Raw genomic sequence first — 23,468 nt, forward strand, 5'->3', positions numbered from 1 at the left:
CCGGCGTTCTGCCCGGCTCGGCACGCCGACGACTCGTGGGGCCGGTGAGGCCCGTGGGGGCCGCCCGGACGCTTACGGGGCGGACCGGCCCCGGCTGTCCTGCTGCGGTCGCTCCCGGTCGGCGGGCCGGTACGCGTCCGGGTCGCTGCTCTTGACGCCGTCGCCGTCCCTGCCGTCACTTCCATCAGTGTCGTTACGGCCGTCACCGCCGTCACCGTCGTTGATCACCGCTCCGCCCGGCGGCCAGGACGGGCGGATCTCCTCGGGGACGGCGGCCAGGGCGTGGCCGACGGTCGGGAAGCATGCCAGGGCGTCCACGGCACGGGTGACCAGGAGGACGTGCAGGACGCGGACGCCCAGGGAGGCGAGCAGCAGGCGGCCGTTCATACGCCGGCACAGCCACTCCAGGGCGAGGAGGCAGTTCAGGCCGCGGGAGTCGCAGAACCGCAGCGCGGTCAGGTCCAGCACCAGGAACCGGTGCCCGGCCGCGATCACGGCCCCCGACTCGTCCAGGAACTGCCGCTCCGCGTGCACGTCCAGTTCTCCGGCCACCCGGAGGACCGCGCACTCCTCGGCGTCGACGACCGTGGTGATCGTCAGGTGCCGCCTTCCTTGAGCCATCGCTCCTCCACGTGTACGCCCGGACCCGGCCGGACTCCCGGGGCGTGTCCCCGTTTCCGTCCAGTGTGCCGGGCGGCGCTCCGTTCCCCGGCGTCGGCACGGGGCGTGCCCGCCGCGCGGGGCCGCCGGCGGGCGCCGGGCCCCGCGGGCCGGTCCCGCATTCGGCGCACCGCGCGAATGCGTCCCGCCGTGGATAGCGCAAGCATTTCCACGGGGGAAACGCTGGTGCTGCAAATGGTCGCACTTCGGACCCGAACAGATATATCACATGGCAGCGCGTGTTCGATCGGATACGGCCGCGGTAGACATCCCGTGTCACATTTCTGCGCACGAGGAGAGAAAGCATGCGCAAGTTCATCGGTCGTACCGCGGGCTCGTTCGCCATCGCCGCCCTTGCCGTCGTCCCGCTCTCGGGCCTGGCCTCCGCCGCGTCGTGGGACGACGCGCCGCGCCTCAGTGCCGGCAACAACTGCGGTGCCAAGTACGGCAAGTTCCACTGTGACCGGGTGCACAAGGAGCACAACGAGTACAACGACAACAAGGCGTACACGTACAACGACAACGACACGTACAAGTTCAAGTACAAGAAGAACGTGACCAAGGTCGGCCTGGCGATCGGCAACGTCGAGCAGTGAGCCGGCTTCCGCGGGACGGGCGGCTCCCGAGCCTGCCCACCCGCTGAGACCAGGAAAGGCCCCGCGTGTCGCGGGGCCTTTCTCTGTGTGGCGGGATTATGGCAGTCGGGACGGGGAATGGCACGGTGGGCGGAGCCGATGGCGGTTTCGCTCATTTTCGCGATTTTGGCGCGGGGGGCCCGAAGTTCGGGACTTTTGCTCGGGGCGTGCGCTCCCGGGCGGACGGTAGCGCGGTGATATGTGTCTACGGTTTCGTGGCATTCGGGTGAACCGGCGAAACTGAACTGGCGGACGCGAGTTGTCCAGGACGCTCCGGAAACGGGCACTCCGCTTCGAGAAGGGTGAATCGTGATCAAGAAGTTCCTGGCCACGACGGCCGTAGCTGCGTCCATCGTCGGCGTCTCGGCCATGGCGGCTCCGCAGGCCATGGCGGTCGGTGACGGTCGTGGCACGTCGACAGCCAACGGTAACGGCGCGGGGCAGGCCTTCGGCAACTCCAACACCGAGGGCGACATGTCGCCGCAGCTCAGCCTGATCGAAGGCACGCTCAACAAGCCCTGCATCGGCATCCCGATCACGAACGTGCAGAACATCGTGGCCCTGGTCAATGTCGGCGTGCAGGACATCCTGTCCTCGGACCAGAACCAGCAGTGTGTCGAGAACTCGACCGAGGCGCAGGGCGACCAGCCGCTGTCGCACATCATCGACAAGCTCCCGCTGCTGTCCGAGAACGGCGTCAACAACAGCTGAGCCGGTCTGCCGTAAAAGGCCCGGGGCGTCGGTTCTCTCCTCCTGAACGGCTCGGGCCTTTGCGCTTCACAAAAGCGCGAGCAGGCCCTGCATTACCCCACTCTTCTATCCGGGCCGCGCTGAACCATTCGGGCGATTCCTCGTGAAAATCGACTTCGCAGGAGTTTCGTCGGCGCGGACGAATCGTTAGACATATTGGTAGCGGTGTTACGGGCGAACTAGAGGGCGCCCGTGCGGCACGAAGGACGTGACCGTTTCAGACTCCGCTGCGGAAAGGGCTGAAAGTGAAGTACGCGAAGGTTGCCGCAGTCGCTGCTGGAACGCTCATGGCGGCTGGAGCCGCCACTCCGGCGTTCGCCGACGCGGGTACCTCGGGCGCCGCCCAGAACTCCCCCGGCGTCCTCTCCGGCAACGTTCTCCAGATCCCGATCCACATCCCGGTCAACCTCTGTGGGAACTCGATCGACATCATCGGTCTGCTGAACCCGGCGTTCGGCAACACCTGCGTCAACGACTGACGCACCGCGTCGAACGGGTAGCAGTGGATGGAGCGAAAGGCCCCGGCGCGCCAGCCAAGCGTGCCGGGGCCCTTCGCGTCGGAGGGGGCCGGGAAGTGGTGAAACGGATGGGTTTCTCTTTCGGTCCGACATCGTTGAACACCGAAAAAGCGGTGGTCCGGAGAGAGCCGGGGAGGCCGCGCGGCGATTTCCGCCGCGGCGTCCGCCAACACCGCTCAGGAAAGGACAGCGGAAAGTGAAGTACGCGAAGACGGCCGCGTTTCTGGCCGGTTCCGTCATGGCTCTGGGAGCGGCGTCCCCCGTTTTCGCCGGTGCACCGGGGCAGGTGCCGAGTTTCAGTCTGAACGGTGGCCTTGCGGACGCGCTGAAGAACAAGCAGCTGGACGGCCGGCAGCTCGATCCGGTGGTCCGGACCGTCGAGAACGCCTCCGGTGATCTACAGAGTTCCCCCGCCACCAAGAAGCTGCTGAACACCGTCGGGGATGTCACGCAGAAGACGCCGGGGCTCAGGGGCGTCGAGGTGGCCAAGCCGGCCAGGAAGTAAGGCCCGGCCCGCTGTACGACTGTGCCGCTCAGTTGTACGCGAAATCATTTGAGTGATGGAGCACAACCAAGCTCGTCACACCGAGTTGTGCAAACTGCCCCGGGTAAAGAGCATCCCGAAACGCGAAGGATCACATATGATCAACAAGGCGCTGGCAACAGTGGCCACGGCCGCTTCCATTGTCGGTATCGCGGCCGCCACCGCCCCAGAAGCATCGGCCGTCGGAGACCACCGCAAGGTCACCACGGTCAACGGAAACGGCGCGGCCCAGACGTACGGCAACTTCTCCACGATGGGGAACATGAGCCCGCAGTTCGCGCTCATCCAGGGCTCCTTCAACAAGCCCTGCATCGCGGTGCCCATCGACAACGTGCAGAACGTCGTGGGCCTGGTCAACGTCGGTGTGCAGGACCTGCTGTCCTCGGACCAGAAGCAGCAGTGCGTCGAGAACTCGACCCAGGTCCAGGGCGACGGGCCGCTGTCGCACCTCATCGACAAGCTGCCGGTCCTCTCCGTCAACGGCACCAACAACCAGTGACGGGTGCCGTCGCCGGGTGACCGGAACGAGGGTCCGCGATGCCGCCGCCCGGCAGCGCGGACCCTTTTCCGTACAGCCGGTTCCCGGCGGCCGGGAACCGGCGCCGATGAAAAGACCGGTGTCAGCCGGTCTCGTCCGGCCGTTCCAGCAGCGCTCTGCGCAGACTCATCAGCGCTTCCAGATCGGCGACCCGTGCGAAGCGACCGAGCAGGGTGTCGACGCCGGCGTCGTCGCCGCGGCGCACCGCTGCGACGATTTCTTCTTTCACGCGCATCGCGTCCACGGGGGCGACCATGCGGTAAGTCTTGTCCTTTCACTGTTCGGTGGGGCCGGGAGAATCGTCCCCGGAACGTGCTGCCGAAAGCCCACACGGAAGAGTGGGATTTCGGGCAGGGAGCTGGAATGTCGATCTGTTCGGGTGATGATGCGCAACTTTCCGGGCTGTGCCGGGTTGTTTCTTACAGGGCTCCCTTCGTCATGGGAGTTCATTTCCTGAAGGGGTTTCGAGATGAACAAGATGATGGCGAGCGTGGCGGTTGCTGCGTCTCTGGTCGGTATCTCCGCGGCGGCCGCTCCGCAGGCCATGGCGGTGGGCGACGGCCGCAACACCGGAACGGCGAACGGCAACCACTCGGCGCAGGCATTCGGCAACGGCGGCACCGAGGGCGACATGAGCCCGGACGCCACGCTCATCGGTGACTCGCTGAACAAGCTGTGCATCGGCATCCCGGTCACGAACGTGCAGAACATCGTGGCCCTGGTCAACGTCGGTGTCCAGGACATCCTGTCCTCGGACCAGCACCAGCAGTGTGTCGAGAACTCGACCGAGTCCCAGCAGGACCAGGCGCTGTCGCACCTCATCGACAAGCTGCCGATCCTCTCCCAGAACGGCGTCAACAACCAGTGACCCGTCCGGCGGCCGTCACCGGCCGCCGAAACCCGTTGAGGGACCGCACGCCGCCCGCGTACGGTCCCTCAACGGCGTCCGGGCACCTTCTCGGCCTCCCATACGTCCTACGGACGTGATCCACCGGGGGAATCGTCCCCGGGCGGGATTGATCACCCGAAGTTGCGGTGAAGATCCTGCTCAAGAACTAGAACGCGCTTTTGCCAAGCCATTACCCTTGTGGGAAGGCCGCGCACGGCGGCCATGGAGGAGTGAGATGAGGAGCAGCAACCCGGTCTTCTCGCGACGGGGGTTCAGCCGCGACAACAACGGCTACGCGGGCTTCGACGCGCCGCCGCAGGCCGGGGCCGCAGCGAACCCTTACGCCGGGACCAACCCGTACGCCCAGGGCGGCAACCCGTACGCCCAGGATGCCGCGCCGGGCACCCAGACGCCGCAGTACGCGCCGCAGACCCGTCGGATGACGATGGACGACGTCGTGCTGCGTACCGGCATGACGCTCGGCACCGTGATCGCCGGTGCGGCCGTCGGCTGGATCTTCCTGACCAAGAGCCTCGGCTTCGCCGTCGGCGCCGGGCTGATCGCGATGGTGCTGGCGTTCGTCCAGTCCTTCAAGCGCAAGCCCTCGCCGGCCCTGATCCTGACCTATGCCGCGTTCGAGGGCCTGTTCCTCGGCGCGCTCAGCGGCGCGATCAACGACGTGCCGAAGCTGGCCGGCGCGCCCATGCAGGCCGTGATGGGCACCATGGCGGTCTTCGTCGCGATGCTCGTCGCCTACAAGACCCGCATCGTGCGGGTCACCGCCCGCTTCACGCGCTACCTGATGATCGCGCTGCTCGGCTTCGTGCTGCTGTCGTTCGTCAACGTGCTGTTCATGGCCTTCGGCGGCGGTGACGGCCTCGGCTTCCGCAGCGGTGGCCTGGGCATCCTCTTCGGTGTCGTCGGCGTGGTGCTCGGCGCGCTGTGCCTGGCGATGGACTTCAAGCAGGTCGAGGACGGCATCGCCTACGGCGCTCCGCGCGAGGAGTCCTGGCTGGCCGCGTTCGGCCTGACCGTGACGCTGGCGTGGATCTACATGGAGCTGCTGCGGCTGATCTCGATCCTCCGGGACTGAGGTCCGCCACCGCGACGGGCGACGCCCGCCGCGGTGACCCGGTGACATGACGAAGGGCCCGTGGGTGTTCCCACGGGCCCTTCGCCTGTCTTCCGGCGGACACGGCTAAAGCTTGCGCGCGGCGCGCCTGAGGTCGTACTCGTGGACGATTGCCTTGGCGTGCCCGTAGGCGAGATCGTGCTCGCCCCGGAGCCAGCTGACCTTCTCCTCGAAGCGGAAGAGAGCGGGGCCTTCATCTACCGTGCGAAGCCAGTCGGAAACTTCGCGGCCGGTGCAGTGGGGGATGCGGGAGAGCAGGTTCCGGTGGGTCTCTTCGGAGAAGAGTTGAGACATCGGCGCCTCCGGACGCGTTCGATGCTGGTCCTTCAGCCCACCGTGCCTGACCGTTGGGGTGTTGGCAACCACCCGGGAGTGGCGCATAAGCTCGGCCTGTGCTTGACGTGACGCCTTTGCAGACTGCCGTGGAAGCCCTCGCCGACCGCCTGCGGGCGCTGCCGCAGAGCGCCCTGGCGCGCGGTGCGGCAGCGGAAGCGCTCGCCGTGGCCCGCGAGTTGGCGGTACGGGCGCAGCGCGTCGAGGAGCCGGGGCGGGAGCCGCGGGAGCTGCCGGACGCCGGGATGTTCGCGGTCGGCGACCAAGTGGCGGTGGCCGGGCACGATTTGGTGGAGGCGGTACGCGCGGCCGGCGACGAGCGCGCGCTGGCGGCGGCGGTGGAGCTGGTGCGGGGGGCCGCGGCGCGCTGCTGAGCCCCCCGGGGAACGGCTGCTTCCGGCCGGATCGTCCGGCGAGCGGCTTTCAGAGGGACGCGATGACGCGGTCCGCGAGGATGTAGACGCTGTCGGTGGCGGCGGGGCCCCAGGAGAAGGTCAGGGCGTAGGCGCCGGAGATGCCGGAGCCGCCCAGCAGGACGGGGGAGCTGCCCGCGCGCAGGGCCGCGGCGACGCGCTCGGCGGTCTCGCGGTGGCCGGGCGTCATGCAGATCGTGGTGCCGTCGGTGAAGACGTAGACGTCCAGGGTGCCGAGCGGGCCGGGGCGGACGTCCGCGAGCGGGGTGCGGTCGCGGGCCAGTTCCTCCAGACGGCCGACGGTGCGCTCGTGGTCCCCGACGGCGGGGGCCGGGGTGAAGTCCGGGTGCGAGGGGTGGCGCCGGCGCGCGGCGGCCAGCTCGGCGGCCTCCGCCTCCTCGGCGGCCTCGCTCTCCAGCGCCTCCACCGGCTCCAGGGCGCCCGCCCCGTCGGCGTGCGGCGCGTCCGGACCGAGCAGCGGCTCCAGCCCGGCGAGGTCCGCCTGCCGGGGCAGGAAGTACACGTCGTCGAGGCGCTCGTGCGGGTCGAAGTGGTCGGTGCCGCCGTCCAGCGGGCCCATCAGGGACGGGGCGTCGGCGGCGTCCCTGGCCTCCTGGGCGGCCCAGAAAGCGCGGGCCTCGGCGAGTTCGCGCTCCCGCTCCTCGGCCAGCGCGTCGGCGACGGCGGCCCGTATGTCGGCGAGCGCGTGCCCCGCGTCCGGGGTGGTGCGGGCGGCTGGGATGCTCGCGGCGGCGGTCTGCGCGCGCGCCTCGGCGCGGGCCTCCGCGTACGCGGCCAGGAGCTCGGCGCGCAGCCCGGCGACCTGGCGGCGCAGCGCGTGGGCGGTGTACAGGGCGGCCGCTCCCAGGGTCACGGCGACCGCCGCGGCCAGCAGCAGGGCAAGAGTGATGGCGCTCACTGACGTACTCCCATTAGCAGAATGTCCCCCGACTTCCTACATCAGGCTGCCGCCCGTCGGCGACCGGGCCCAGTGCCGCAGGTCCTCGACCGGGTGGGGATTCGGTCCTCTTACGTTCGGGTGACGCCGCTCTGACCTGCGGTGACGCGGCCTCGTGAGGGGTTTGGTCACAATCCTGGGGGTGATTTGATCGCGATCTTGTCAACCGGTGACCCAGCTCACCGACGGTCGCTCTGCGTACGTCAGTTGGGACGCAGGGTGCGGGTGGGGCGCCGATGGGGGGTACGGACACCGGCGGTCACGGACGGTCGCGGGAGCGCGCGCGTCCGCGCGGCGGCGGGCCGTCCGCGACCGGCGGGCGGGCACCAACCGTAGCCGCGGGGCGGGCACCGTCCGCCGTGGACGGCGCCCGCCCGGCCGGGGTCAGCTCAGGCGCTCGATGACCATGGCCATGCCCTGGCCGCCGCCCACGCACATCGTCTCCAGGCCGAACTGCTTGTCGTGCCACTGGAGGGAGTTGATCAGGGTGGTGGTGATGCGGGCGCCGGTCATCCCGAAGGGGTGGCCCACGGCGATCGCGCCGCCGTTGACGTTCAGCCGGTCCAGGTCGATGCCGAGGTCCCGGTACGAGGGGATCACCTGGGCGGCGAACGCCTCGTTGATCTCCACCAGGTCGATGTCGGAGATCCCCAGGCCCGCGCGGCGCAGGGCCTGCCGGGACGCCTCGACCGGGCCGAGGCCCATGATCTCCGGCGACAGGCCGCTGACGCCGGTCGAGACGATCCGGGCGAGCGGCGTCAGGCCCAGCTCGCGGGCCTTGGTGTCGGACATGATCACGAGGGCCGCGGCGCCGTCGTTGAGCGGGCAGCAGTTGCCGGCCGTCACCAGGCCGTCGGGGCGGAAGACCGGCTTGAGGCCCTGCACGCCTTCGAGGGTGACGCCCGCGCGGGGGCCGTCGTCCTTGCTGACGACCGTGCCGTCCGGCGTGGTCACCGGGGTGATCTCGCGCTCCCAGAAGCCGTTCTTGATCGCCTCTTCGGCGAGGTTCTGGGACCGTACGCCGAACTCGTCCATGTCCTGGCGGGTGACGCCCTTGGCGCGGGCCAGGTTCTCCGCGGTCTGCCCCATCGCGATGTACGGGTCGGGCAGCAGGCCGTCCGCGCGCGGGTCGTGCCAGTCGGCGCCCTCCTGCTCGGCCCGGGCGGCGGTGCGCGCCTCGGCGTCCGCGAACAGCGGGTTGTGGGTCTCCGGCATCCCGTCCGAGGTGCCCTTCACGGAGCGCGAGACGGTCTCGACACCGGCCGAGACGAAGACGTCGCCCTCGCCCGCCTTGATGGCGTGCAGCGCCATCCGGGTCGTCTGGAGGGAGGACGAGCAGTAGCGGGTGACCGTACAGCCGGGCAGGTGGTCCATGCCCATCTGCACGGCGACGATCCGGCCCAGGTTGTGCCCCTGCTCGCCGCCGGGCAGGCCGCAGCCGAGCATCAGGTCGTCGATGTCCGTCGGGTCCAGGGCGGGGACCTTGGCGAGGGCGGCCTGAATGATTCCGGCGGTCAGGTCGTCCGGCCGTACGTCCTTCAGGGAGCCCTTGAAGGCGCGGCCGATCGGGGTGCGGGCAGCGGAAACGATCACGGCTTCGGGCATGACGGCTCCAGAGGAAGGACGGGCAGGGCTGTGGGGGAAGTTACCCGGCCGTAGGGCGGAGGTCACGCGGTAGCGCTTGTGATGCGGGACTCTTTTCTAAGCGGGTGCTTATCGCTGCGCTCGGCTGGTGTTTGGTGGGGTGGTGCGCCGCGTGTGCGTCTGCGGGTGCGGTGCGCCTGCGGCGGGCGTCCTCAAGCGCCGGACGGGCTTGATATTCGCTTCGCTCGTCCTCAAGCGCCGGACGGGCTGGCCCGGGTGCTGGGTGGGCGGGTTTCGCTTGGCTTGGCCTCAAGCGCCGGACGGGCTGATTCTGGTGCTGGGCGGGGCGGCCCCCGTGCTGGGTGGGCCGTTTTCGGTTCGCTCGGTCTCGGGCTCCGCGGGTCAATGCTGGGGGGTGCCCCGGGACGGGGTGGTCTCCTCTGTGGCTTCCGTCGGCTCCGGTGTCGGGATCTGCCGCCGCCTGCGGTGTTTGAGCAGGGCCCACGGGGCGCGGGTGGCGGTGACTTCGGTGCCGCCCTCGTCCGCGGCCTGCGCGGCGGCCTCGGCGACCGGGAGGATGCCCTCGCGGCGGTACGGCTCGGGGTGCTCCTCTTCCGGCCACAGGCCGAGTGCGGCGCAGAGGGTGGGCAGTACGGCCATCGCGGCGGTGGCGTACCCCTCGGCGGACGGGTGGTAGTTGTCGGGGCCGAACAGTTCGCGGGGGTGCGCCTCGAACTCGGGGCCCAGCAGGTCGCCGAGCGAGACCGTACGGGCGCCGTGCGCCACCACGCCGATGGTCTGCGCGGCGGCCAGTTGCCGGGACAGGCGGCGCGCGACCCAGCGCAGCGGCTGGTAGACCGGCTCGATGGTGCCCAGGTCGGGGCAGGTGCCGACGACCACGGCGCAGCCCGCCTCGCGCAGCCGGCGGACCGCGTCGGACAGCAGGCGCACCGAGCGGGCCGGCGGCATCCGGTGCGTGACGTCGTTGGCGCCGATCATGATGACGGCGACGTCGGGCGCGGGCCCCGGCGCCGCCAGGACGAGCGTGACCTGCCGGTCGAGGTCGTCGGACTGGGCGCCGGGCAGCGCCACGTTGTGCAGGTCGACCGGCAGTTCCGCGACGGCGGCGAGGCCGGAGGCGAGCAGTGCGCCCGGAGTCTGCCGGGGGCGGTGGACGCCCTGTCCGGCGGCCGTGGAGTCGCCGAGGAAGCCCAGGCGCAGCGGCGGCCGGTCGGTGCGGTGGGCGAAGGCGGAGCCGTAGCGGCCGTCCGCGCGGGGCGGCTGGGCGCTGGAGCCGCCGACCGTACGGCGGGCGAGGCGGACCTCGGTCAGCAGCAGGCCGACACCGGCCACGCCGAGCAGACCGATCCCACCGCCGCCCACCGCGGCGGCGGTGGCGATCCGCCGTGCCACCCTCGCCCTGGACATCGTCATCGGCATAGGCCGGGCACCTCCCCGTGCAGTGCGTGCGAAATGTGGTTTCGAAAGGGTGCGGAACGTGGTGCGGAATGTGGAGTGGCGTGTGGAGTGACGGGCGGACGGGATCGGAGCGGCGGCGGAGTCGGCGGCAGGGCGGGTCGCGGGGCGTGGGGCGGGACGTCGTGGCGGCGGCGGTGCGGAGCGCCGTACCAAGGTGGTGCCCCGTCGGGCGGGCCGTGCAACGCGCGGCGACTCCATGAGGGGCGGGCAATAGGCTGGTCGGATGGGCGCAGGACAGCGCGCCCCCGACAGCGGAGACCACCGTGCAGTTTTACGAATCCATGATCGAGCTCGTCGGCAACACCCCGCTGGTGAAGCTCAGGAACGTCACCCGAGGGATCCGGGCGACCGTCCTGGTGAAGGTCGAGTACTTCAACCCGGGCGGCTCCGTGAAGGACCGGATCGCCGTACGGATGATCGAGGCCGCCGAGAAGTCCGGTGAGCTGAAGCCGGGCGGCACCATCGTGGAGCCGACCTCGGGAAACACCGGGGTGGGCCTGGCGATCGTGGCCCAGCAGAAGGGCTACAAGTGCATCTTCGTCTGCCCGGACAAGGTGTCCACCGACAAGATCAACGTGCTGCGGGCGTACGGCGCCGAGGTCGTGGTCTGCCCGACGGCGGTGGACCCGGAGCACCCGGACTCGTACTACAACGTCTCGGACCGGCTGGTCCGTGAGACGCCGGGCGCCTGGAAGCCCGACCAGTACAGCAACCCGAACAACCCGCGTTCGCACTACGAGACGACCGGTCCCGAGCTGTGGGAACAGACCGAGGGAAAGATCACTCATTTCGTCGCGGGCGTCGGCACCGGCGGCACCATCAGCGGCACCGGCCGCTACCTGAAGGAGGCCAGCGAGGGCCGGGTGAAGGTCGTCGGCGCCGACCCGGAGGGCTCGGTCTACAGCGGCGGCTCCGGCCGTCCGTACCTGATCGAGGGCGTCGGTGAGGACTTCTGGCCGAGCGCCTACGACCGTACGGTCGCCGACGAGATCGTGCCGGTCTCGGACAAGGACGCCTTCCAGATGACCCGGCGCCTGGCCAAGGAGGAGGGCCTGCTGGTCGGCGGCTCCTGCGGCATGGCGGTCGTGGCGGGCCTGGAGGTCGCCGAGCGGCTCGGTGAGGACGACGTGGTGGTCGTCCTGCTGCCGGACAGCGGCCGCGGCTACCTCAGCAAGATCTTCAACGACGAGTGGATGGCGGACTACGGCTTCCTGGAGGACGCCGGTACCGCGGCGCGCGTCGGCGACGTGCTGCGGCACAAGGAGGGCGCACTGCCCTCGCTGGTCCACATGCACCCGGAGGAGACGGTCGGCGAGGCCATCGAGGTGCTGCGCGAGTACGGCGTCTCGCAGATGCCGATCGTCAAGCCGGGCGCCGGGCACCCCGACGTGATGGCGGCGGAGGTCGTCGGCTCGGTCGTGGAGCGGGAGCTGCTGGACGCGCTGTTCGCACAGCGCGCGTCGCTCGCCGACCCGCTGGAGAAGCACCTGTGCCCGCCGCTGCCGCAGGTCGGCTCGGGCGAGCCGGTCGGCGACCTGATGGCGGTCCTGGAGAAGGCGGACGCGGCGATCGTGCTCGTCGAGGGCAAGCCGACGGGCGTGGTGAGCCGGCAGGACCTGCTCGCCTTCCTGGCACGGGAGGCCAAGCAGGCGTAGCGCGGGACGCACGGGACGGGCGGTGCGCGGCGCCGAGGACAGCCGGCGTCAAGCGACCGTCAGGAAACGGGCGGACACCGCTAGATGTACGTATGCGTCACGTGCCCGCAGCACGGGCTTAACACTGGCCCGGCACAGTGGTGACGGTGGCGATACGGACTTCCGGAGCGGCTCCCGGACCTTCCGCAGATCGCCCGGACGCGACGGCCGGCCCTGACCCGGTCCGCGTCCCCCGCGGGGACCGCCGTCGTCCCGCCCCCGGCCCCGGCCGGGGTGCGGCGGTCCCCGCGCACCGGCCCCCGCACCGCCCCGCGGGCGGGCCCCCGCGCCGGCCGGCTCAGTCCCACCCGTCCGCCTCCCGCTTGCGCTTCCCGGGCGCCCACCCGAAGAGGCCGGAGGTGTGCAGCACATTGACGCCGACGATCCCGGCCCAGCTGACCAGCATCCCGATCAGGTCCGCATGGGCCGCGCCGATCGCGGACAGCGGTATCGCCAGGACCAGGGAGACGGTGGCGAAGCCGAAGCGCTCGCCGTAGCCGCTGCCCGGCGCGGACTGCGGGCGGGACGGTGTGGCGCCGCGCGCGACCTGCATCTGCTGCTCGGCGAACTGCCGGCGCACCCGCTGGTCGACCGACGTGTCGAGCTTCTCCAGGAAGCGCTCGACCAACTCCGACTCGTACTCCGGCCCCAGCTCCTTGCGGGTCTGCAGGGTCGCGTCGAGTTCCTTGCGCAACTCCGGGTCATGGGTAGCCATGCTGCCGAGATTACGGACGGGAGGCGGGCCGCGCGGTAGGGCTTTCCCCCGTATTCGTGGGGGTGGAGCCCGGTTCTCCCGGGGCGGCGGGCGGGACGCGGCCGGTGTCGTTGCGGGTGACGGCCCAGTGCAGGGCGGCGGGTAAGGCCAGGCCGACGAGCCAGGAGATGTCGGCGCCGCCGAGCGGGGACACCAGCGGGCCGGTGCAGAAGTGGGTCGCCAGGAAGGGGAACTGGGTCAGCACCCCGGCCGCGTACACCGCCAGCGCCCGGCCGTTCCAGGCGCCGTAGCGGCCCGCCGGGTCGCTGAGCGCCGGGATGTCGTAACGCTCCTTGGAGATCAGGTAGTAGTCCACCAGGTTGATCGCCGACCAGGGGGTGAAGAAGGTCAGCAGGAACAGCAGGAAGTCCTTGAACGAGGTGAGGAAGGAGTCCTTGCCGAGCAGGGCGACGGCGGTGCCGGCCAGCATGATGCCGGCGATGTAGGCGGCCCGGCCGCGTGGCGTGAGGGCGCTCCCCTTGCCGCCGGCGCCGGGCGGCCCCGGCGTGCGGAAGCCGCTGACGCCGGTGACCAGCGACATGAAACCGCCGTAGGTGTTCAGGACGTTGATGGTCAGCTTGCCGAGGGCGATGACGAAGTACAGCGCCGAGGCGATCAGACCGGTGCCGCCCAGGGAGACGACGTAGGAGACCTCGTGGCCGACGAAGGCGGCGGGGGCCGCGGCGGCGGCCAGTGCGCCGAAGGTCATCGACCACTGCGAGCCGAGGACCGAGCCGGACAGCGTCCACCAGAAGGTGGCGCGGGTGGAGGTGTGCCGGGGGAGGTAGCGGGAGTAGTCGGCGACGTACGGGCCGAAGGCCAGCTGCCAGGAGGCGGACAGCGAGACGGCGAGGAGGAAGAGCGGGAAGGAGAAGGACCGGTCGTGCAGGAGCACGGCCAGGTCGGCCCGCTCCAGCAGGCGCGCGCCGAGGTAGAGGAAGGCCAGCGCGCAGACGGCGCTGGCGACGCGGCCCAGGATGTGGACGAGCCGGTAGCCGACCGCGGCGGCGACGGCGGTGAGCACGGCGAAGACGACGATGCCCGGGGTGTCGCCCAGGTGCGTCAGCGCGCCGACCGCCTGCCCGGCCAGCACCGTGCCGCTGGCGAAGAAGCCGACGTACATCACGATGACCAGGGCCAGCGGCACCACCGCGCCGCGCACCCCGAACTGGGCCCGGGAGGTGATCATCTGCGGCAGGCCGAGGCGCGGCCCCTGGGCGGAGTGCAGCGCCATGACCGCGCCGCCGAGGAGGTTGCCGAGCAGCAGGCCGATCAGGGACCAGAAGGCGTTGGCGCCGAACACGACGGCCAGGGCGCCCGTGACGACGGCGGTGATCTGGAGATTGGCACCGAGCCACAGGGTGAACTGGCTGACCGGCGTGCCGTGGCGTTCGTCGTCCGGGACGACGTCGATCGAGCGCTGTTCCACCACTGCCGCCATCGGCTGCTCTCTTCCGCGCATCGGCTGTATGAGCTCATGCAGGATCGATGCGGGTGAATGGAAAAATCAATACCCCGGGCCGGAAAAGCTGCCGGGGGAGGCCGCGGGCTCCAAGGGACGCAACTCGTCCGCGTACGAGACGGAGAGACGGCGCATCAGCCCGTCCTCGGTGATGGCGTACTGCCCCAGACGCCACAGCGGCGGCGAGTACGCGTGCAGGGACACCGCGTCGTCGGTGGCGCCGGTGAGGCGGTGGATGTGGTCCGGGCCGAAGCAGAAGGAGGCACCGGCCCGGACAGGGGTGGCCAGGTGCGTGCCGCCGATGCGCGGGTTGGTCTCGGTCAGTACGCCCTGGACGACCCGGACCGCGCCGGACGAGAGGTCGTGGTCGTGCCAGCCGGTGTCGTTCTGCCGGGTCCAGCACAGCAGCCAGATGTCGACATAGCTGTCCCGGTGCAGGGAGGCGTAGTGCCGCTCGGCGTCGGAGAAGGCGACCTCGCCGCGCCAGAGGCCGGGCGCCCCGGCCAGCCGGTCGACGAGGGTGCGCAGTTCGCGCTTGCCGAGGGTGCGGGCGGGGAGGGCGGCGAAGAGTGCGGGGACGTCGTGCGGGGGTGCCGCGGGGACCTCGGAGGACATGTGCGGGCTCCTTACGCCGGGCCGAGGAGGCGGGCGGGGTTGGCGGTGCGCAGGGCGTGCACGGCGGTGGTGCCGAGGCCGGGCACGTCCGGCAGGGCGTACGGGCGGTCGCTGGCGTGCACCACGGCGTCGATGCCGACGGCGCGGACGACCGCGTCCACGGCGCGCGTGCCGTAGGAGGAGGTGTCGTAGAAGACGCCGGGGTCGACGCGCCCGCGGTCCCGGCCGCCCCGCGCGACGAGGCGTTCGCCGTGCAGCGGAGCGAGGCCCGCGAGGGCGGCGAAGCAGACGCGCAGGCGCGGGTGGCGGGGACGGCCGAAGGCACGGAAGGCGAACCAGGCGGCGTGCAGTTGCTGGAGGTACGGGACCAGGGCGGGCCACCACGGAGGGCTTCCCGGCGGGGCCGGGGGAGCGGGCCCGGGGTGGATGAACAGAGGTTTTCCCAGGTCTTCCGCGGCATCGAGAAGAGGCGCGCAGCGCATCCACCCAGCGGCGTCGGGCAGGGCGGTGGCGGGGAGTTGCAGCCCGACGCAGCCGCTGCGCAGCAGACGCACGACGGAGGCGGGGTCGGGAGTCCCGGCGGACAGGCAGGGCGCGGCCCAGACGCCGAAGGGCGCGGGCAGCGCGAGCGCGCCCTCGTGGAAGGCGTCGAGCAGCGGTACGGCCTCGGCAGGCGGCAGGAATTCGACGCCGAGCGGGCTGGAGAGGCAGATCAGGGCCCGGTCGAGCCCGTCGGCGCGGGCCAGCTCCGTCCGGGCGGTGAGGTCGTGGTCGGCGGGATCGACGGCGTACGGGGGTTCGCCGGGCAGGTGCAGCGTCCAGCCGTCCAGGCGGGGCGGGACGCGGCGGGTGCGCAGCAGGTCGGTGAACTGCGGTGGCCACAGATGCTGGTGGACGTCGGAAGACACGGGCTTCCTCCGGTGGGGGGAGGAGGTCAACCGCTTCAGTGATGCGATTCAGTGAAGCGATTAACCGAAACGGCTGTCAAGGGAACGGCGGGGGCGCCCACGCGCACCCGGCGGCGGACGGACGGAGCAACACGCCGGACGCACCGATGCCTTGGGTAGGCTTCCGGCATGGCCAGGCCCCGTAAGCGCACCACTCTCCGCGAGGTGGCCGAGGCCACCGGGCTCTCCACCGCCGCCGTCTCCTACGCCCTGCGCGGTACGCACGTCTCCAAGGAGACCGAGGAACGGGTGCGCAAGGCCGCCGCCGAACTCGGCTACGAGGCGGACCCCATCGCCCGCGCCCTGGCCAGCGGCCGGACGAGCATGGTCGGCGTGCTGGCCGGCGACCTCCAGGACCTGTGGCAGCAGCAACTGATGGCGGCGATAGGGCGGGAACTGCTCGCGGGCGACCGCTACGCCCTGATCCTTGACGCGGGCGGCGACCCGCAGCGCGAACTCGCCCTGGCCAAACAGCTCCGCGACCAGCGCGTGGACGGCCTGCTGGTGTCGCCGGTCGACCCCTCGGCGGCGGGCTGGGCGCAGATCGCCGAGGCGGTGCCGGTGGTCTCCATCGGGGACTCGCTGCGCCGCGCCCGTACGGCGGGCGAGGTGCTGTTCGACAACCGCGCCGGGATCGACGCCGTACTGGAGTACCTGGTGGGGCTGGGGCACCGGCGGGTCACCGTCCTGACGCCGACCGGCCCGTCCACCCCCGACCGGCCTGCCGACGTGTACGTACGGGAAGCGGCCGGACGCCTCGGCATCACCGCCGAAGTCCTGCCGTGCGCCCAGGAACTGGGCGAGGCGACGGCGGTCGCGCGGCGTGTGCTGGGCGGCGGCGGACCGGGCGGGGCGACGCCGACGGCGGTGTTCTGCTTCTCCGACTCGATCGCGTACGGGGTCTACGCGGCGGCGGCCGAGGCGTCGCTGGCCGTCGGCCGGAACGTCTCGGTGGTCGGCTTCGACGACCACCCCGTCTCCCGGGTGCTCACCCCGCCCCTGACGACACTGGACTGGGGACTCGCCGGCATCGCCGAGGAGGCGGCGCGGCTGGCCGTCGCGGCCATCGAGGGGCGGCGCGTCCGGCGCAAGCGGATGCTGTGCGCGCCGCGGCTGAGCGAGCGGGGGTCGGCGGTACGAGTCTGAGGGCGCCCGGGACGCCGACGACTCTCCGCGACACCGATGACTCCCCGGGACACCGATGACTCCCCGGGACACCGGCGACTCTCCGGGGCCCGTGGCGCCTCGGACCCCCGTGGCGCGGGCTCCGCGTCCCCGCGGTCTTGCCCGACTGTATATCGTCATGCAGAGTCATCAGTGAGTGAATAAGGGCTGTCGGGGAAGGGAGCCGCGCACCATGCCGTCCCGGACTCTGGACCAGGGCAGACGGCCCGGCCGTACGCCTGCCGCGGCGCGTTCCGCCGGGGCCGTGCCCACGGTCGCCCTCGAAGGGCGCGGTCTCGGCGTGGCCGGGATCGCCGCGCTCGCGGACGGTACGGCCCGGCCCGCCGCCCTGCGCGCCGAAGACCTCGCCTGCGCCGAGGCGTCCTGGACGACCGCCCGCCGCCTCGCCGCCACCGGCCGGGTCTACGGCCGCAGTACCGGCGTCGGCGCCAACCGCACCGAGGACGTGGCCGTCGCCGACGACGGGCACGGTCTGCGTCTGCTGCGCAGCCACGCCGGGGCGATCGGCGACCCGTTGCCCGCCCGTGAGGTGCGCGCCATGCTCGCCGTACGCGCCAACCAGTTGCTGGCGGGCGGCGCGGGACTGCGCCCCGCGGTGATCACCGCGCTGGTCCGGGCGCTGGAGACCGGCGCGTACCCGGTCGTCAACGAGTACGGGGCGGTCGGCACCGGAGACCTGGCCGCGCTCGCGCAGACCGGGCTGGCGCTCGCCGGTGAGCACCCCTGGGTGACGCCGGGCGGCGGCCCGGCCCCCGCCCCTCTCGCCCTGGACGGCAACGACGCGCTCGCCTTCATCAGCAGCAACGCACTCACCCTCGGCCAGGCCGCACTCGCCCTGGACGGACTGCGCCGCCTGCTGGCCGCCGCGCTGCCGGTCGCCGCGCTCTCCCTGCTCGCGGTCGGCGGCTCCCACGAGCCGTTCGCCGCGCCGGTCGTACAGGCCCGCCCGCACCCCGGATCGGCCGCCGTCGCCGCCCGGATGCGGGAACTGACCGGTGCCCCCGCCCGGCCCGCGCCGCCGCTGGGCCGCATCCAGGACCCGTACGGCTTCCGCTGCATCCCGCAGATCCACGGCCCCGCGCTGGAGGCCGCCGACGCCCTCGACCGGGTCCTGGCCGTCGAGGTGAACGCCGCGGCCGAGAATCCGCTCATCAGCGTGGCGGACCAGGCGGCCTACCACCACGGCAACTTCTACGCCGCCCACCCGGTCCTCGCGCTCGACGGCTTCCGGCTCGCCGTGCTCCAGACCGCGCTGCTGTCCGCCGCCCGCCTCGCCGCGCTCTCCGAGCCGGACCTCACCCGGCTGCGGCCGTTCCTCGGCGACCAGGCGCCGGCCAGCTCCGGCGTGATGATCCTCGAATACGCGGCCGGGGCCGCCCTCGGCGAGCTGCGGGCCGCCTCGCAGCCCGCGTCCCTCGGGCACGCGGTCCTCTCCCGCGGCGTCGAGGAGCAGGCCAGCTTCGCGTCGCTCGGCGCCCGCCAGACGCTGCGCGCCTGCGTCACGTACCGGCGGGTGCTCGCCTGCGAACTCGTCGCGGCCGTACGGGCGTTGCGGATGCGGTCGCTGGAGCCCGAGCCGGACGTGCCGGCGGCCCGCGCCTTCTCCCTGGCCGCCGGGGCGCTGGACGCGCGGATGGCGGACCGGCCGCTGACGGAGGACGTGGCGGTGGCGGAGGGGCTGTTGGACGGGCTGGCCGCGCTGTGAGCCGGGGCGGAAGGGCCGGAGAAGGCGGCGGAACGGGCAACGGGGACGGCGGCCGGGACAGCGGCGGGGACGGCGGCGGGCAATGGAACGGGGAACGCGCCCCGATTACGTACAGTCGGGCGGCGGGACGGGACCCGCGCGGTACAGCGCCGCCCCGCACGACCAGGAACGACACGAAGGCCGGCAGCACGGCCGCGAACACGGCCGGGAGGCAGCGATGAACGGGGACGGCGGCGAGGACCGTGGCGGTACGGCGGCGGAAGCGGAAGAGGGCCTGCGGGGGACGCCGGAGTCCGGTCCCGGAGCGGACACCGGCGCGGCGGCGCGCCTGCAGAAGCTCTTCGAAGGGCACCGCCTCACCCCGACCCAGCGGCGCATCGCGCACTGCATGGTGCGCCGGGCCGCCGACGCGCCCTTCCTCTCCAGCGTCGAACTGGCCGAACTGGCCGGGGTCAGCCAGCCCTCGGTGACCCGCTTCGCGGTCGCCCTCGGCTTCGACGGCTACCCGGCGCTGCGCAAACACCTGCGCGAGGTCGCGCCCGCCGCGGCGGCGCGCGGCACCGGGACGTACAACGAGTACCAGCAAGCCGTACAGGCCGAGATCGACAACCTGCGGCACCTCGCGGCGGTGCTGGCCGACCCGGGCCCGGTGGTCCGGGCGGGCCGGCTCTTCGCGGCCTCCCGGCCCCTGCCGGTCCTCGGCCTGCGGGCGGCGACCGCGCAGGCCGCCGGTTTCGCGTACTTCGCGCGCAAGGTGCACCCGGACGTCCGGCTGCTCGACGAGGGCGGCACGATGCTCACCGACCGCATCGACGCGGCGGTGCAGGCGGGCGCGGGCACCCTGCTGTGCTTCGCGCTGCCGCGCCACCCGCGCGAGGTGGTGGACGCCCTGGAGTACGCGCGCGCCGCCGGTCTGACCGTCGTGACGGTCGCGGACAGCGCCTTCGCGCCGGTCGCCCGCCACACCGACCTGCTGCTGCCCGCCGCGGTCGGCACCGGCCTCGCCTTCGACACGGCCTGCGCGCCGATGCTGCTCGGCCGGGTGCTGCTGGAGGCGATGTGCGACGCGCTGCCGGACGCGCAGGCGCGACTGGAGGAGTTCGACGCGAAGGCCGCCGAGCGGGGGCTGTTCGTGGAGTGAGCCGCCGGCGCAGCTCCGGCACCCCCTTCGGCCTCACGGAATTCTCAGACGGGCTGGCTACCATCCGCCGCCGTGACGGGGATCCGTAGCCGGATCGTGGAGCGAGGAGGTTGTCGTGGGTCGCGGGGCTGTTGCGCTGGCGCGGGTGGCGGTGCTGGTACGGGCGCCGGCCGGGTGGCTGTGGTGGCCGGGTGTGCTGGCCGCGGGGGCGGGCGTGCTGGTGCCCGGACTGACCGGGCGGCGGATCGGGGTCTACGCCGGGGCGGCGCTGTTCGTCGTCGCGGCATACGTGGTCTTCGCGGTGCGCCGCAAGCGGTACGCGCACCTGGCGAAGGCGGCGTCCCGGGCCGGCAAGACGGCGATCCTCCAGGACCGTGCCGTGACGCTGCGGGTCTGGCGGCGGGCCCACCGCTGGTGGCTGCTGCTTGCCTTCCTGGCGGCGGCCGGCTCGTCGTTCGCGCTGCCCGCGGCGGGCGGGATGCTGCTGGCCGGGGCGGGGCTCGGGCTGTGGGCCAAGGCGCTGTGGCTGGGCCGCTGGGAGCGGGACCACGACGCGCTGCTGTGGGTCCGTACGGAGGCGGCCGTACGCGGCGGGCCCGCCGGGCGGGACGTCCGCGGCCATCTGACGACGGGCGTGGCGGCCAAGGACGCGCGTCCGGGCGGGGCGAGGGCGGCCCGGCCGAAGGCGGCCGGGCGGAAGGCCGCAAAGGTCTGACGGCTGCGCCGGCTGGTCCTGGGGCCGTCCGACGGCTGGTCCGGCGGCTGGGGATTCACTCCCCCCGCACGCGCAGGACGAGCTGGTTCACGCCCCACAGGGCGATGCCGATCACCACCAGCACGGCGGCCCGTACGTACACCTCCAGCGGCCGGTCGGCGAGCGGACCGGCCAGCGCGAGGGCCCCGGCGGCGCCGAGCACCGGCAGGACGGTGGGCGTACGGAAGTGGTGGTGCGGCACCCGGTCGCGGCGCAGCACCAGCACCGCCACGTTGACGACCGCGAAGACGCACAGCAGCAGGAAGGCCGTCGTGTCGCCGAGCCCCTCGATCTCGCCGGTGAGGACCAGGCCCAGGGCCAGCACCGTGGTCAGGGCGATGCCGACGACGGGCGTGCGGCGGCCCGGCAGGACGCGGGCCACGGCGCGCGGCAGGATGCGCTCGTTGGCCATGCCGTAGCACAGCCGGGAGGCCATCATCAGGTTGATCAGCGCGGAGTTGGTGACCGCGCACAGCGCCATCAGCGCGAACACCGTCGGCGGGAACGTCGCGCCGCCCGCGTGCACCACCTCCAGCAGCGGCGCCGACGACTCCTGGAGCCGCCGGTGGTCGACGAGCAGCGACGAGACCAGGGCCACCAGGATGTAGACGGTGCCGGTGATCCCCACCCCGAGGAAGATCGCGCGGGGGAAGCTGCGGCCGGGGTGCGCGGTCTCCTCCGCCATGTTCACCGAGTCCTCGAAGCCGACGAAGGCGAAGAAGGCGAGCCCGGTGGCGCCCAGCACGCCGGTCAGCACCGCGAAGCCGGTGCCGCCGGTGTCCAGCTCGGCCAGCCGCGCCGGCTCCCCGCCGCCCGTCCAGACCGCGTACACCCCCAGCCCGATGATGACCAGCAGGCCGGACACCTCGACCAGGGTCAGCACCACGTTCGTCTTCACCGACTCCGCCACACCGCGCAGGTTCAGCGCGGCCAGCGCCAGGACGAACACCACCGCCACCAGGGTCGGCGGCAGGTCGGCGAAGGCGCGCAGGTAGTCGCCGCTGAAGGCGCGGGCCGCGGCGCTCGCCGAGGACAGGCCCGAGCACATCACCATGAAGGCGACGAGGAACGTCAGGAACGGCACCCGGAACGCCTTCTGGGTGTAGAGCGCGGCCCCCGCCGCCTTCGGGTACTTGCCGACCAGCTCCACGTACGAGGCGGCGGTCAGCGCGGCGATCCCGAAGCCGATCACGAAGGGCAGCCACAGGGCGCCGCCGACCTTGCCCGCGACCTTGCCGGTGACGGCGTACACGCCGGTGCCGAGGATGTCCCCGACCACCAGCAGGACCAGCAGTTTGGGACCGATGGCGCGGCGCAGGGGGGTGTCGGAAGCGCTCGGGCCGCTCGGGTCGGCCGGTCCCGGGGAGTCCGTGGAGGGGGTCTGCATGAGCCCGGGATGCCCGCTCCAGGAGATCTTTAGAGCTGGGTGAGCGCGTCCGCGTGGGCGCCGCCGCTCTCCGCGACCAGTTCGGCCATCCGCTGCGCGGCCCGTACGGTCGCCCAGCGCGGGGCGCCGTCCGGCCCCGGCGCGTACCCGTACACCCCGGGCCGGGGGAGCGAGTTGTACGCGAAGTGGGTGGAGAAGTAGTACGCGCCGGTGTCCAGGAGGGCGACGTGGTCGCCCGGCTCCAGGGGCGGCAGCGGCCGGTTCCGGGCGACCAGGTCGCCCGCGAAGCAGCAGGGCCCGGCGACGTCCTGGGCGACCGGATCGCCGGTCTTGGGGCGCCCCTGAGCGTCGTACGCGGCCACCCGTACCGGCCAGGCGTCCGGCGCGAAGACCGTACGGGTGGCGATCTGCGCCCCCGCGTGGGTGACCGCGATGCGCCGCCCGCCGGCCGACTTGGCGTACTCGACACGGGCCAGGACCAGGCCGTGCTTGGCGAGCAGCGCGCGGCCGAACTCGGTCACCAGGCCGTACCGGCCGTCGAAGAGCCCCGGCACGGTGCGGTGCAGCAGCCGGGCGTGGTCGCGGTACGTCGGCGCCACCGCGTCGGACGCGAAGTTCACCGGCAGGCCGCCACCGATGTCCAGCGTGGTGACCCGGGCCCGCGCGGCCCTCTCGTTGATCTCCTCGGCCAGCTCGTACAGGACCCGCACCCCTTCCGCCATCAACTCCAGCGGCATGCCCTGGGACCCGACGTGGGCGTGCAGGCGGGTCAGCCACGGCCGGTCCAGGAAGGCCCGTACGACACGTTCGCGGGCGTCCTCGTCGCGCAGCGCCACGCCGAACTTCGACGTGCCGGTGGCGGTGCTCATCGCGTCGATGCTGCCGCCGCCGAGCTGCGGGTTGACGCGCAGACCCAGCGGTGAGGCGGTCGGCGCGGAAGCGGTCAGGGCGTCCAGGCGGTCCAGTTCACCGAAGCTGTCGGCGTTGACGGCGATGCCGAGGGCGAGTGCCTCGCGCAGCTCGGCGTGGGTCTTGGCGGGCGAGTCCAGCACGGTACGGGCCGGCGGCACACCGGCCGCGCGGGCCAGCGCCAGTTCGCCGGGACTGGCCACCTCGCAGCCCAGCCCCTCCCGCGCGAGCAGGCGCAGTACGGGGACGAGCGAGGCGGCCTTGACGGCGAAGGCGTGCAGGACCGGCGTGCCGTCCGCGGTGAACTCCTCGAACGCGGCGCGCAGTTCGGCGGCGGACCGGCGGATGCCGGTGACGTCCAGGAGCCCCGCGACGGGATCGGCCGTGCTCACCAGCCCCTGGGCGACGGCTGCCGCGACGGCGCGGTCCCGCAGGGCGGCGTCGGAGGAAGGCGGGGGCGGGGGTGTCGCGGTGCTCATGGC

General features: G+C 72.4%; 25 protein-coding genes. 13 read left to right on the forward strand and 12 right to left on the reverse strand.

Annotated elements, in window-relative coordinates:
* Positions 1–72: 72 nt before the first annotated feature.
* Positions 73–621: an STAS domain-containing protein gene (locus AB0A97_RS16960; RefSeq protein ID WP_361149935.1), complete on the reverse strand. Its 549-nt coding sequence runs from the start codon at positions 619–621 to the stop codon at positions 73–75.
* 344 nt (positions 622–965) lie between these two features.
* Between AB0A97_RS16960 and AB0A97_RS16965 the strand changes: the two genes are divergently transcribed.
* From AB0A97_RS16965 to AB0A97_RS16985, 5 genes are all read left to right on the forward strand, one after another.
* On the forward strand, positions 966–1,256 hold the full coding sequence (locus tag AB0A97_RS16965; RefSeq protein ID WP_030021621.1) for a hypothetical protein: 291 nt from the start codon (positions 966–968) through the stop codon (positions 1,254–1,256).
* Positions 1,257–1,604: 348 nt separating this feature from the next.
* Entirely contained in the window at positions 1,605–2,006 is a 402-nt protein-coding gene (locus tag AB0A97_RS16970) for a rodlin (RefSeq protein WP_361149938.1), read from the forward strand.
* Between the two features lie 284 nt (positions 2,007–2,290).
* A complete protein-coding gene (locus AB0A97_RS16975; RefSeq protein ID WP_031009422.1) occupies positions 2,291–2,524 on the forward strand; it encodes a chaplin in 234 nt (77 codons plus the stop codon).
* A gap of 235 nt (positions 2,525–2,759) precedes the next feature.
* Entirely contained in the window at positions 2,760–3,068 is a 309-nt protein-coding gene (locus tag AB0A97_RS16980) for a hypothetical protein (protein WP_361149941.1), read from the forward strand.
* A gap of 136 nt (positions 3,069–3,204) precedes the next feature.
* Entirely contained in the window at positions 3,205–3,606 is a 402-nt protein-coding gene (locus AB0A97_RS16985) for a rodlin (RefSeq protein WP_030021627.1), read from the forward strand.
* Positions 3,607–3,727: 121 nt separating this feature from the next.
* On the opposite strand, the gene AB0A97_RS16990 is transcribed toward AB0A97_RS16985, so the two are convergent.
* The gene (locus AB0A97_RS16990) at positions 3,728–3,889 is read right to left on the reverse strand and encodes a hypothetical protein (protein WP_361149944.1); all 162 of its coding nucleotides are present in this window, start codon (positions 3,887–3,889) and stop codon (positions 3,728–3,730) included.
* 225 nt (positions 3,890–4,114) lie between these two features.
* On the opposite strand from AB0A97_RS16990, the gene AB0A97_RS16995 reads away from it, so the two are divergent.
* Together AB0A97_RS16995 and AB0A97_RS17000 are read left to right on the forward strand one after the other, a co-directional pair.
* Positions 4,115–4,513: a rodlin gene (locus tag AB0A97_RS16995; protein WP_361149946.1), complete on the forward strand. Its 399-nt coding sequence runs from the start codon at positions 4,115–4,117 to the stop codon at positions 4,511–4,513.
* A 256-nt stretch (positions 4,514–4,769) separates the two neighbouring features.
* Positions 4,770–5,627 carry a Bax inhibitor-1/YccA family protein gene (locus AB0A97_RS17000; protein WP_361149949.1) on the forward strand — a complete coding sequence of 286 codons (858 nt, stop codon included), beginning with the start codon at positions 4,770–4,772 and terminating at the stop codon, positions 5,625–5,627.
* A 105-nt stretch (positions 5,628–5,732) separates the two neighbouring features.
* Here AB0A97_RS17000 and AB0A97_RS17005 read toward each other — a convergent pair whose 3' ends face one another.
* The gene (locus tag AB0A97_RS17005) at positions 5,733–5,960 is read right to left on the reverse strand and encodes a DUF4287 domain-containing protein (RefSeq protein WP_361149951.1); all 228 of its coding nucleotides are present in this window, start codon (positions 5,958–5,960) and stop codon (positions 5,733–5,735) included.
* A 98-nt stretch (positions 5,961–6,058) separates the two neighbouring features.
* Between AB0A97_RS17005 and AB0A97_RS17010 the strand changes: the two genes are divergently transcribed.
* On the forward strand, positions 6,059–6,373 hold the full coding sequence (locus tag AB0A97_RS17010) for a hypothetical protein (RefSeq protein WP_361149953.1): 315 nt from the start codon (positions 6,059–6,061) through the stop codon (positions 6,371–6,373).
* A gap of 49 nt (positions 6,374–6,422) precedes the next feature.
* Here the strand turns inward: AB0A97_RS17010 and AB0A97_RS17015 are convergent, their stop codons facing one another.
* From AB0A97_RS17015 to AB0A97_RS17025, 3 genes are all read right to left on the reverse strand, one after another.
* Positions 6,423–7,331 (reverse strand): hypothetical protein, encoded by a 909-nt coding sequence (locus AB0A97_RS17015; protein ID WP_361149955.1) that lies wholly within the window; start codon positions 7,329–7,331, stop codon positions 6,423–6,425.
* Between the two features lie 423 nt (positions 7,332–7,754).
* Positions 7,755–8,975, reverse strand: coding sequence for an acetyl-CoA C-acetyltransferase (locus AB0A97_RS17020; RefSeq protein WP_361149958.1), 1,221 nt, complete (start codon positions 8,973–8,975; stop codon positions 7,755–7,757).
* A gap of 381 nt (positions 8,976–9,356) precedes the next feature.
* Positions 9,357–10,388, reverse strand: coding sequence for an SGNH/GDSL hydrolase family protein (locus AB0A97_RS17025; protein WP_361150219.1), 1,032 nt, complete (start codon positions 10,386–10,388; stop codon positions 9,357–9,359).
* Positions 10,389–10,696: 308 nt separating this feature from the next.
* Between AB0A97_RS17025 and AB0A97_RS17030 the strand changes: the two genes are divergently transcribed.
* Positions 10,697–12,088 carry a cystathionine beta-synthase gene (locus AB0A97_RS17030; protein ID WP_361149960.1) on the forward strand — a complete coding sequence of 464 codons (1,392 nt, stop codon included), beginning with the start codon at positions 10,697–10,699 and terminating at the stop codon, positions 12,086–12,088.
* A gap of 337 nt (positions 12,089–12,425) precedes the next feature.
* Here AB0A97_RS17030 and AB0A97_RS17035 read toward each other — a convergent pair whose 3' ends face one another.
* From AB0A97_RS17035 to AB0A97_RS17050, 4 genes are all read right to left on the reverse strand, one after another.
* Positions 12,426–12,842 carry a hypothetical protein gene (locus tag AB0A97_RS17035; protein ID WP_361149962.1) on the reverse strand — a complete coding sequence of 139 codons (417 nt, stop codon included), beginning with the start codon at positions 12,840–12,842 and terminating at the stop codon, positions 12,426–12,428.
* 10 nt (positions 12,843–12,852) lie between these two features.
* Positions 12,853–14,322 (reverse strand): cytosine permease, encoded by a 1,470-nt coding sequence (locus AB0A97_RS17040; protein ID WP_361149965.1) that lies wholly within the window; start codon positions 14,320–14,322, stop codon positions 12,853–12,855.
* Positions 14,323–14,388: 66 nt separating this feature from the next.
* A complete protein-coding gene (locus tag AB0A97_RS17045) occupies positions 14,389–14,958 on the reverse strand; it encodes a cysteine dioxygenase family protein (RefSeq protein WP_361149968.1) in 570 nt (189 codons plus the stop codon).
* A gap of 11 nt (positions 14,959–14,969) precedes the next feature.
* Positions 14,970–15,866, reverse strand: coding sequence for an amidohydrolase (locus AB0A97_RS17050; protein ID WP_361149970.1), 897 nt, complete (start codon positions 15,864–15,866; stop codon positions 14,970–14,972).
* Positions 15,867–16,034: 168 nt separating this feature from the next.
* Here AB0A97_RS17050 and AB0A97_RS17055 point away from each other — a divergent pair, with 168 nt between their 5' ends.
* The 4 genes from AB0A97_RS17055 to AB0A97_RS17070 all read left to right on the forward strand — a co-directional run bounded on the left by AB0A97_RS17055 (position 16,035) and on the right by AB0A97_RS17070 (position 20,651).
* Positions 16,035–17,051, forward strand: a complete 1,017-nt coding sequence (locus tag AB0A97_RS17055) for a LacI family DNA-binding transcriptional regulator (RefSeq protein WP_361149973.1) — start codon at positions 16,035–16,037, stop codon at positions 17,049–17,051.
* A 211-nt stretch (positions 17,052–17,262) separates the two neighbouring features.
* Positions 17,263–18,795, forward strand: a complete 1,533-nt coding sequence (locus AB0A97_RS17060; protein WP_361149975.1) for an aromatic amino acid lyase — start codon at positions 17,263–17,265, stop codon at positions 18,793–18,795.
* A 217-nt stretch (positions 18,796–19,012) separates the two neighbouring features.
* Positions 19,013–19,936, forward strand: coding sequence for a MurR/RpiR family transcriptional regulator (locus tag AB0A97_RS17065; RefSeq protein ID WP_361149977.1), 924 nt, complete (start codon positions 19,013–19,015; stop codon positions 19,934–19,936).
* Between the two features lie 115 nt (positions 19,937–20,051).
* Positions 20,052–20,651, forward strand: coding sequence for a hypothetical protein (locus AB0A97_RS17070; protein WP_361149979.1), 600 nt, complete (start codon positions 20,052–20,054; stop codon positions 20,649–20,651).
* A gap of 55 nt (positions 20,652–20,706) precedes the next feature.
* Here the strand turns inward: AB0A97_RS17070 and AB0A97_RS17075 are convergent, their stop codons facing one another.
* The gene (locus tag AB0A97_RS17075) at positions 20,707–22,077 is read right to left on the reverse strand and encodes an APC family permease (protein ID WP_361149982.1); all 1,371 of its coding nucleotides are present in this window, start codon (positions 22,075–22,077) and stop codon (positions 20,707–20,709) included.
* Positions 22,078–22,106: 29 nt separating this feature from the next.
* Positions 22,107–23,465, reverse strand: coding sequence for a diaminopimelate decarboxylase (locus AB0A97_RS17080; protein ID WP_361149985.1), 1,359 nt, complete (start codon positions 23,463–23,465; stop codon positions 22,107–22,109).
* Between the last annotated feature and the right edge of the window lie 3 nt (positions 23,466–23,468).

It is taken from the genome of Streptomyces sp. NPDC045470 (assembly GCF_040646595.1).
GTDB lineage: Bacteria > Actinomycetota > Actinomycetes > Streptomycetales > Streptomycetaceae > Streptomyces.

Excerpts from the sequence above, each read along its gene's own strand:
- AB0A97_RS17045 (WP_361149968.1), bottom strand. The coding sequence starts at position 14,958 with ATGTCCTCCGAGGTCCCCGCGGCACCCCCGCACGACGTCCCCGCACTC.
- AB0A97_RS17035 (WP_361149962.1), bottom strand. The coding sequence starts at position 12,842 with ATGGCTACCCATGACCCGGAGTTGCGCAAGGAACTCGACGCGACCCTG.
- AB0A97_RS16960 (WP_361149935.1), bottom strand. The coding sequence starts at position 621 with ATGGCTCAAGGAAGGCGGCACCTGACGATCACCACGGTCGTCGACGCC.
- AB0A97_RS17025 (WP_361150219.1), bottom strand. The coding sequence starts at position 10,388 with ATGACGATGTCCAGGGCGAGGGTGGCACGGCGGATCGCCACCGCCGCC.
- AB0A97_RS17020 (WP_361149958.1), bottom strand. The coding sequence starts at position 8,975 with ATGCCCGAAGCCGTGATCGTTTCCGCTGCCCGCACCCCGATCGGCCGC.
- AB0A97_RS17065 (WP_361149977.1), top strand. The coding sequence starts at position 19,013 with ATGAACGGGGACGGCGGCGAGGACCGTGGCGGTACGGCGGCGGAAGCG.
- AB0A97_RS17060 (WP_361149975.1), top strand. The coding sequence starts at position 17,263 with ATGCCGTCCCGGACTCTGGACCAGGGCAGACGGCCCGGCCGTACGCCT.
- AB0A97_RS17080 (WP_361149985.1), bottom strand. The coding sequence starts at position 23,465 with ATGAGCACCGCGACACCCCCGCCCCCGCCTTCCTCCGACGCCGCCCTG.
- AB0A97_RS16995 (WP_361149946.1), top strand. The coding sequence starts at position 4,115 with ATGAACAAGATGATGGCGAGCGTGGCGGTTGCTGCGTCTCTGGTCGGT.
- AB0A97_RS16985 (WP_030021627.1), top strand. The coding sequence starts at position 3,205 with ATGATCAACAAGGCGCTGGCAACAGTGGCCACGGCCGCTTCCATTGTC.
- AB0A97_RS17055 (WP_361149973.1), top strand. The coding sequence starts at position 16,035 with ATGGCCAGGCCCCGTAAGCGCACCACTCTCCGCGAGGTGGCCGAGGCC.
- AB0A97_RS17040 (WP_361149965.1), bottom strand. The coding sequence starts at position 14,322 with ATGGCGGCAGTGGTGGAACAGCGCTCGATCGACGTCGTCCCGGACGAC.
- AB0A97_RS16965 (WP_030021621.1), top strand. The coding sequence starts at position 966 with ATGCGCAAGTTCATCGGTCGTACCGCGGGCTCGTTCGCCATCGCCGCC.
- AB0A97_RS17075 (WP_361149982.1), bottom strand. The coding sequence starts at position 22,077 with ATGCAGACCCCCTCCACGGACTCCCCGGGACCGGCCGACCCGAGCGGC.
- AB0A97_RS17005 (WP_361149951.1), bottom strand. The coding sequence starts at position 5,960 with ATGTCTCAACTCTTCTCCGAAGAGACCCACCGGAACCTGCTCTCCCGC.
- AB0A97_RS17000 (WP_361149949.1), top strand. The coding sequence starts at position 4,770 with ATGAGGAGCAGCAACCCGGTCTTCTCGCGACGGGGGTTCAGCCGCGAC.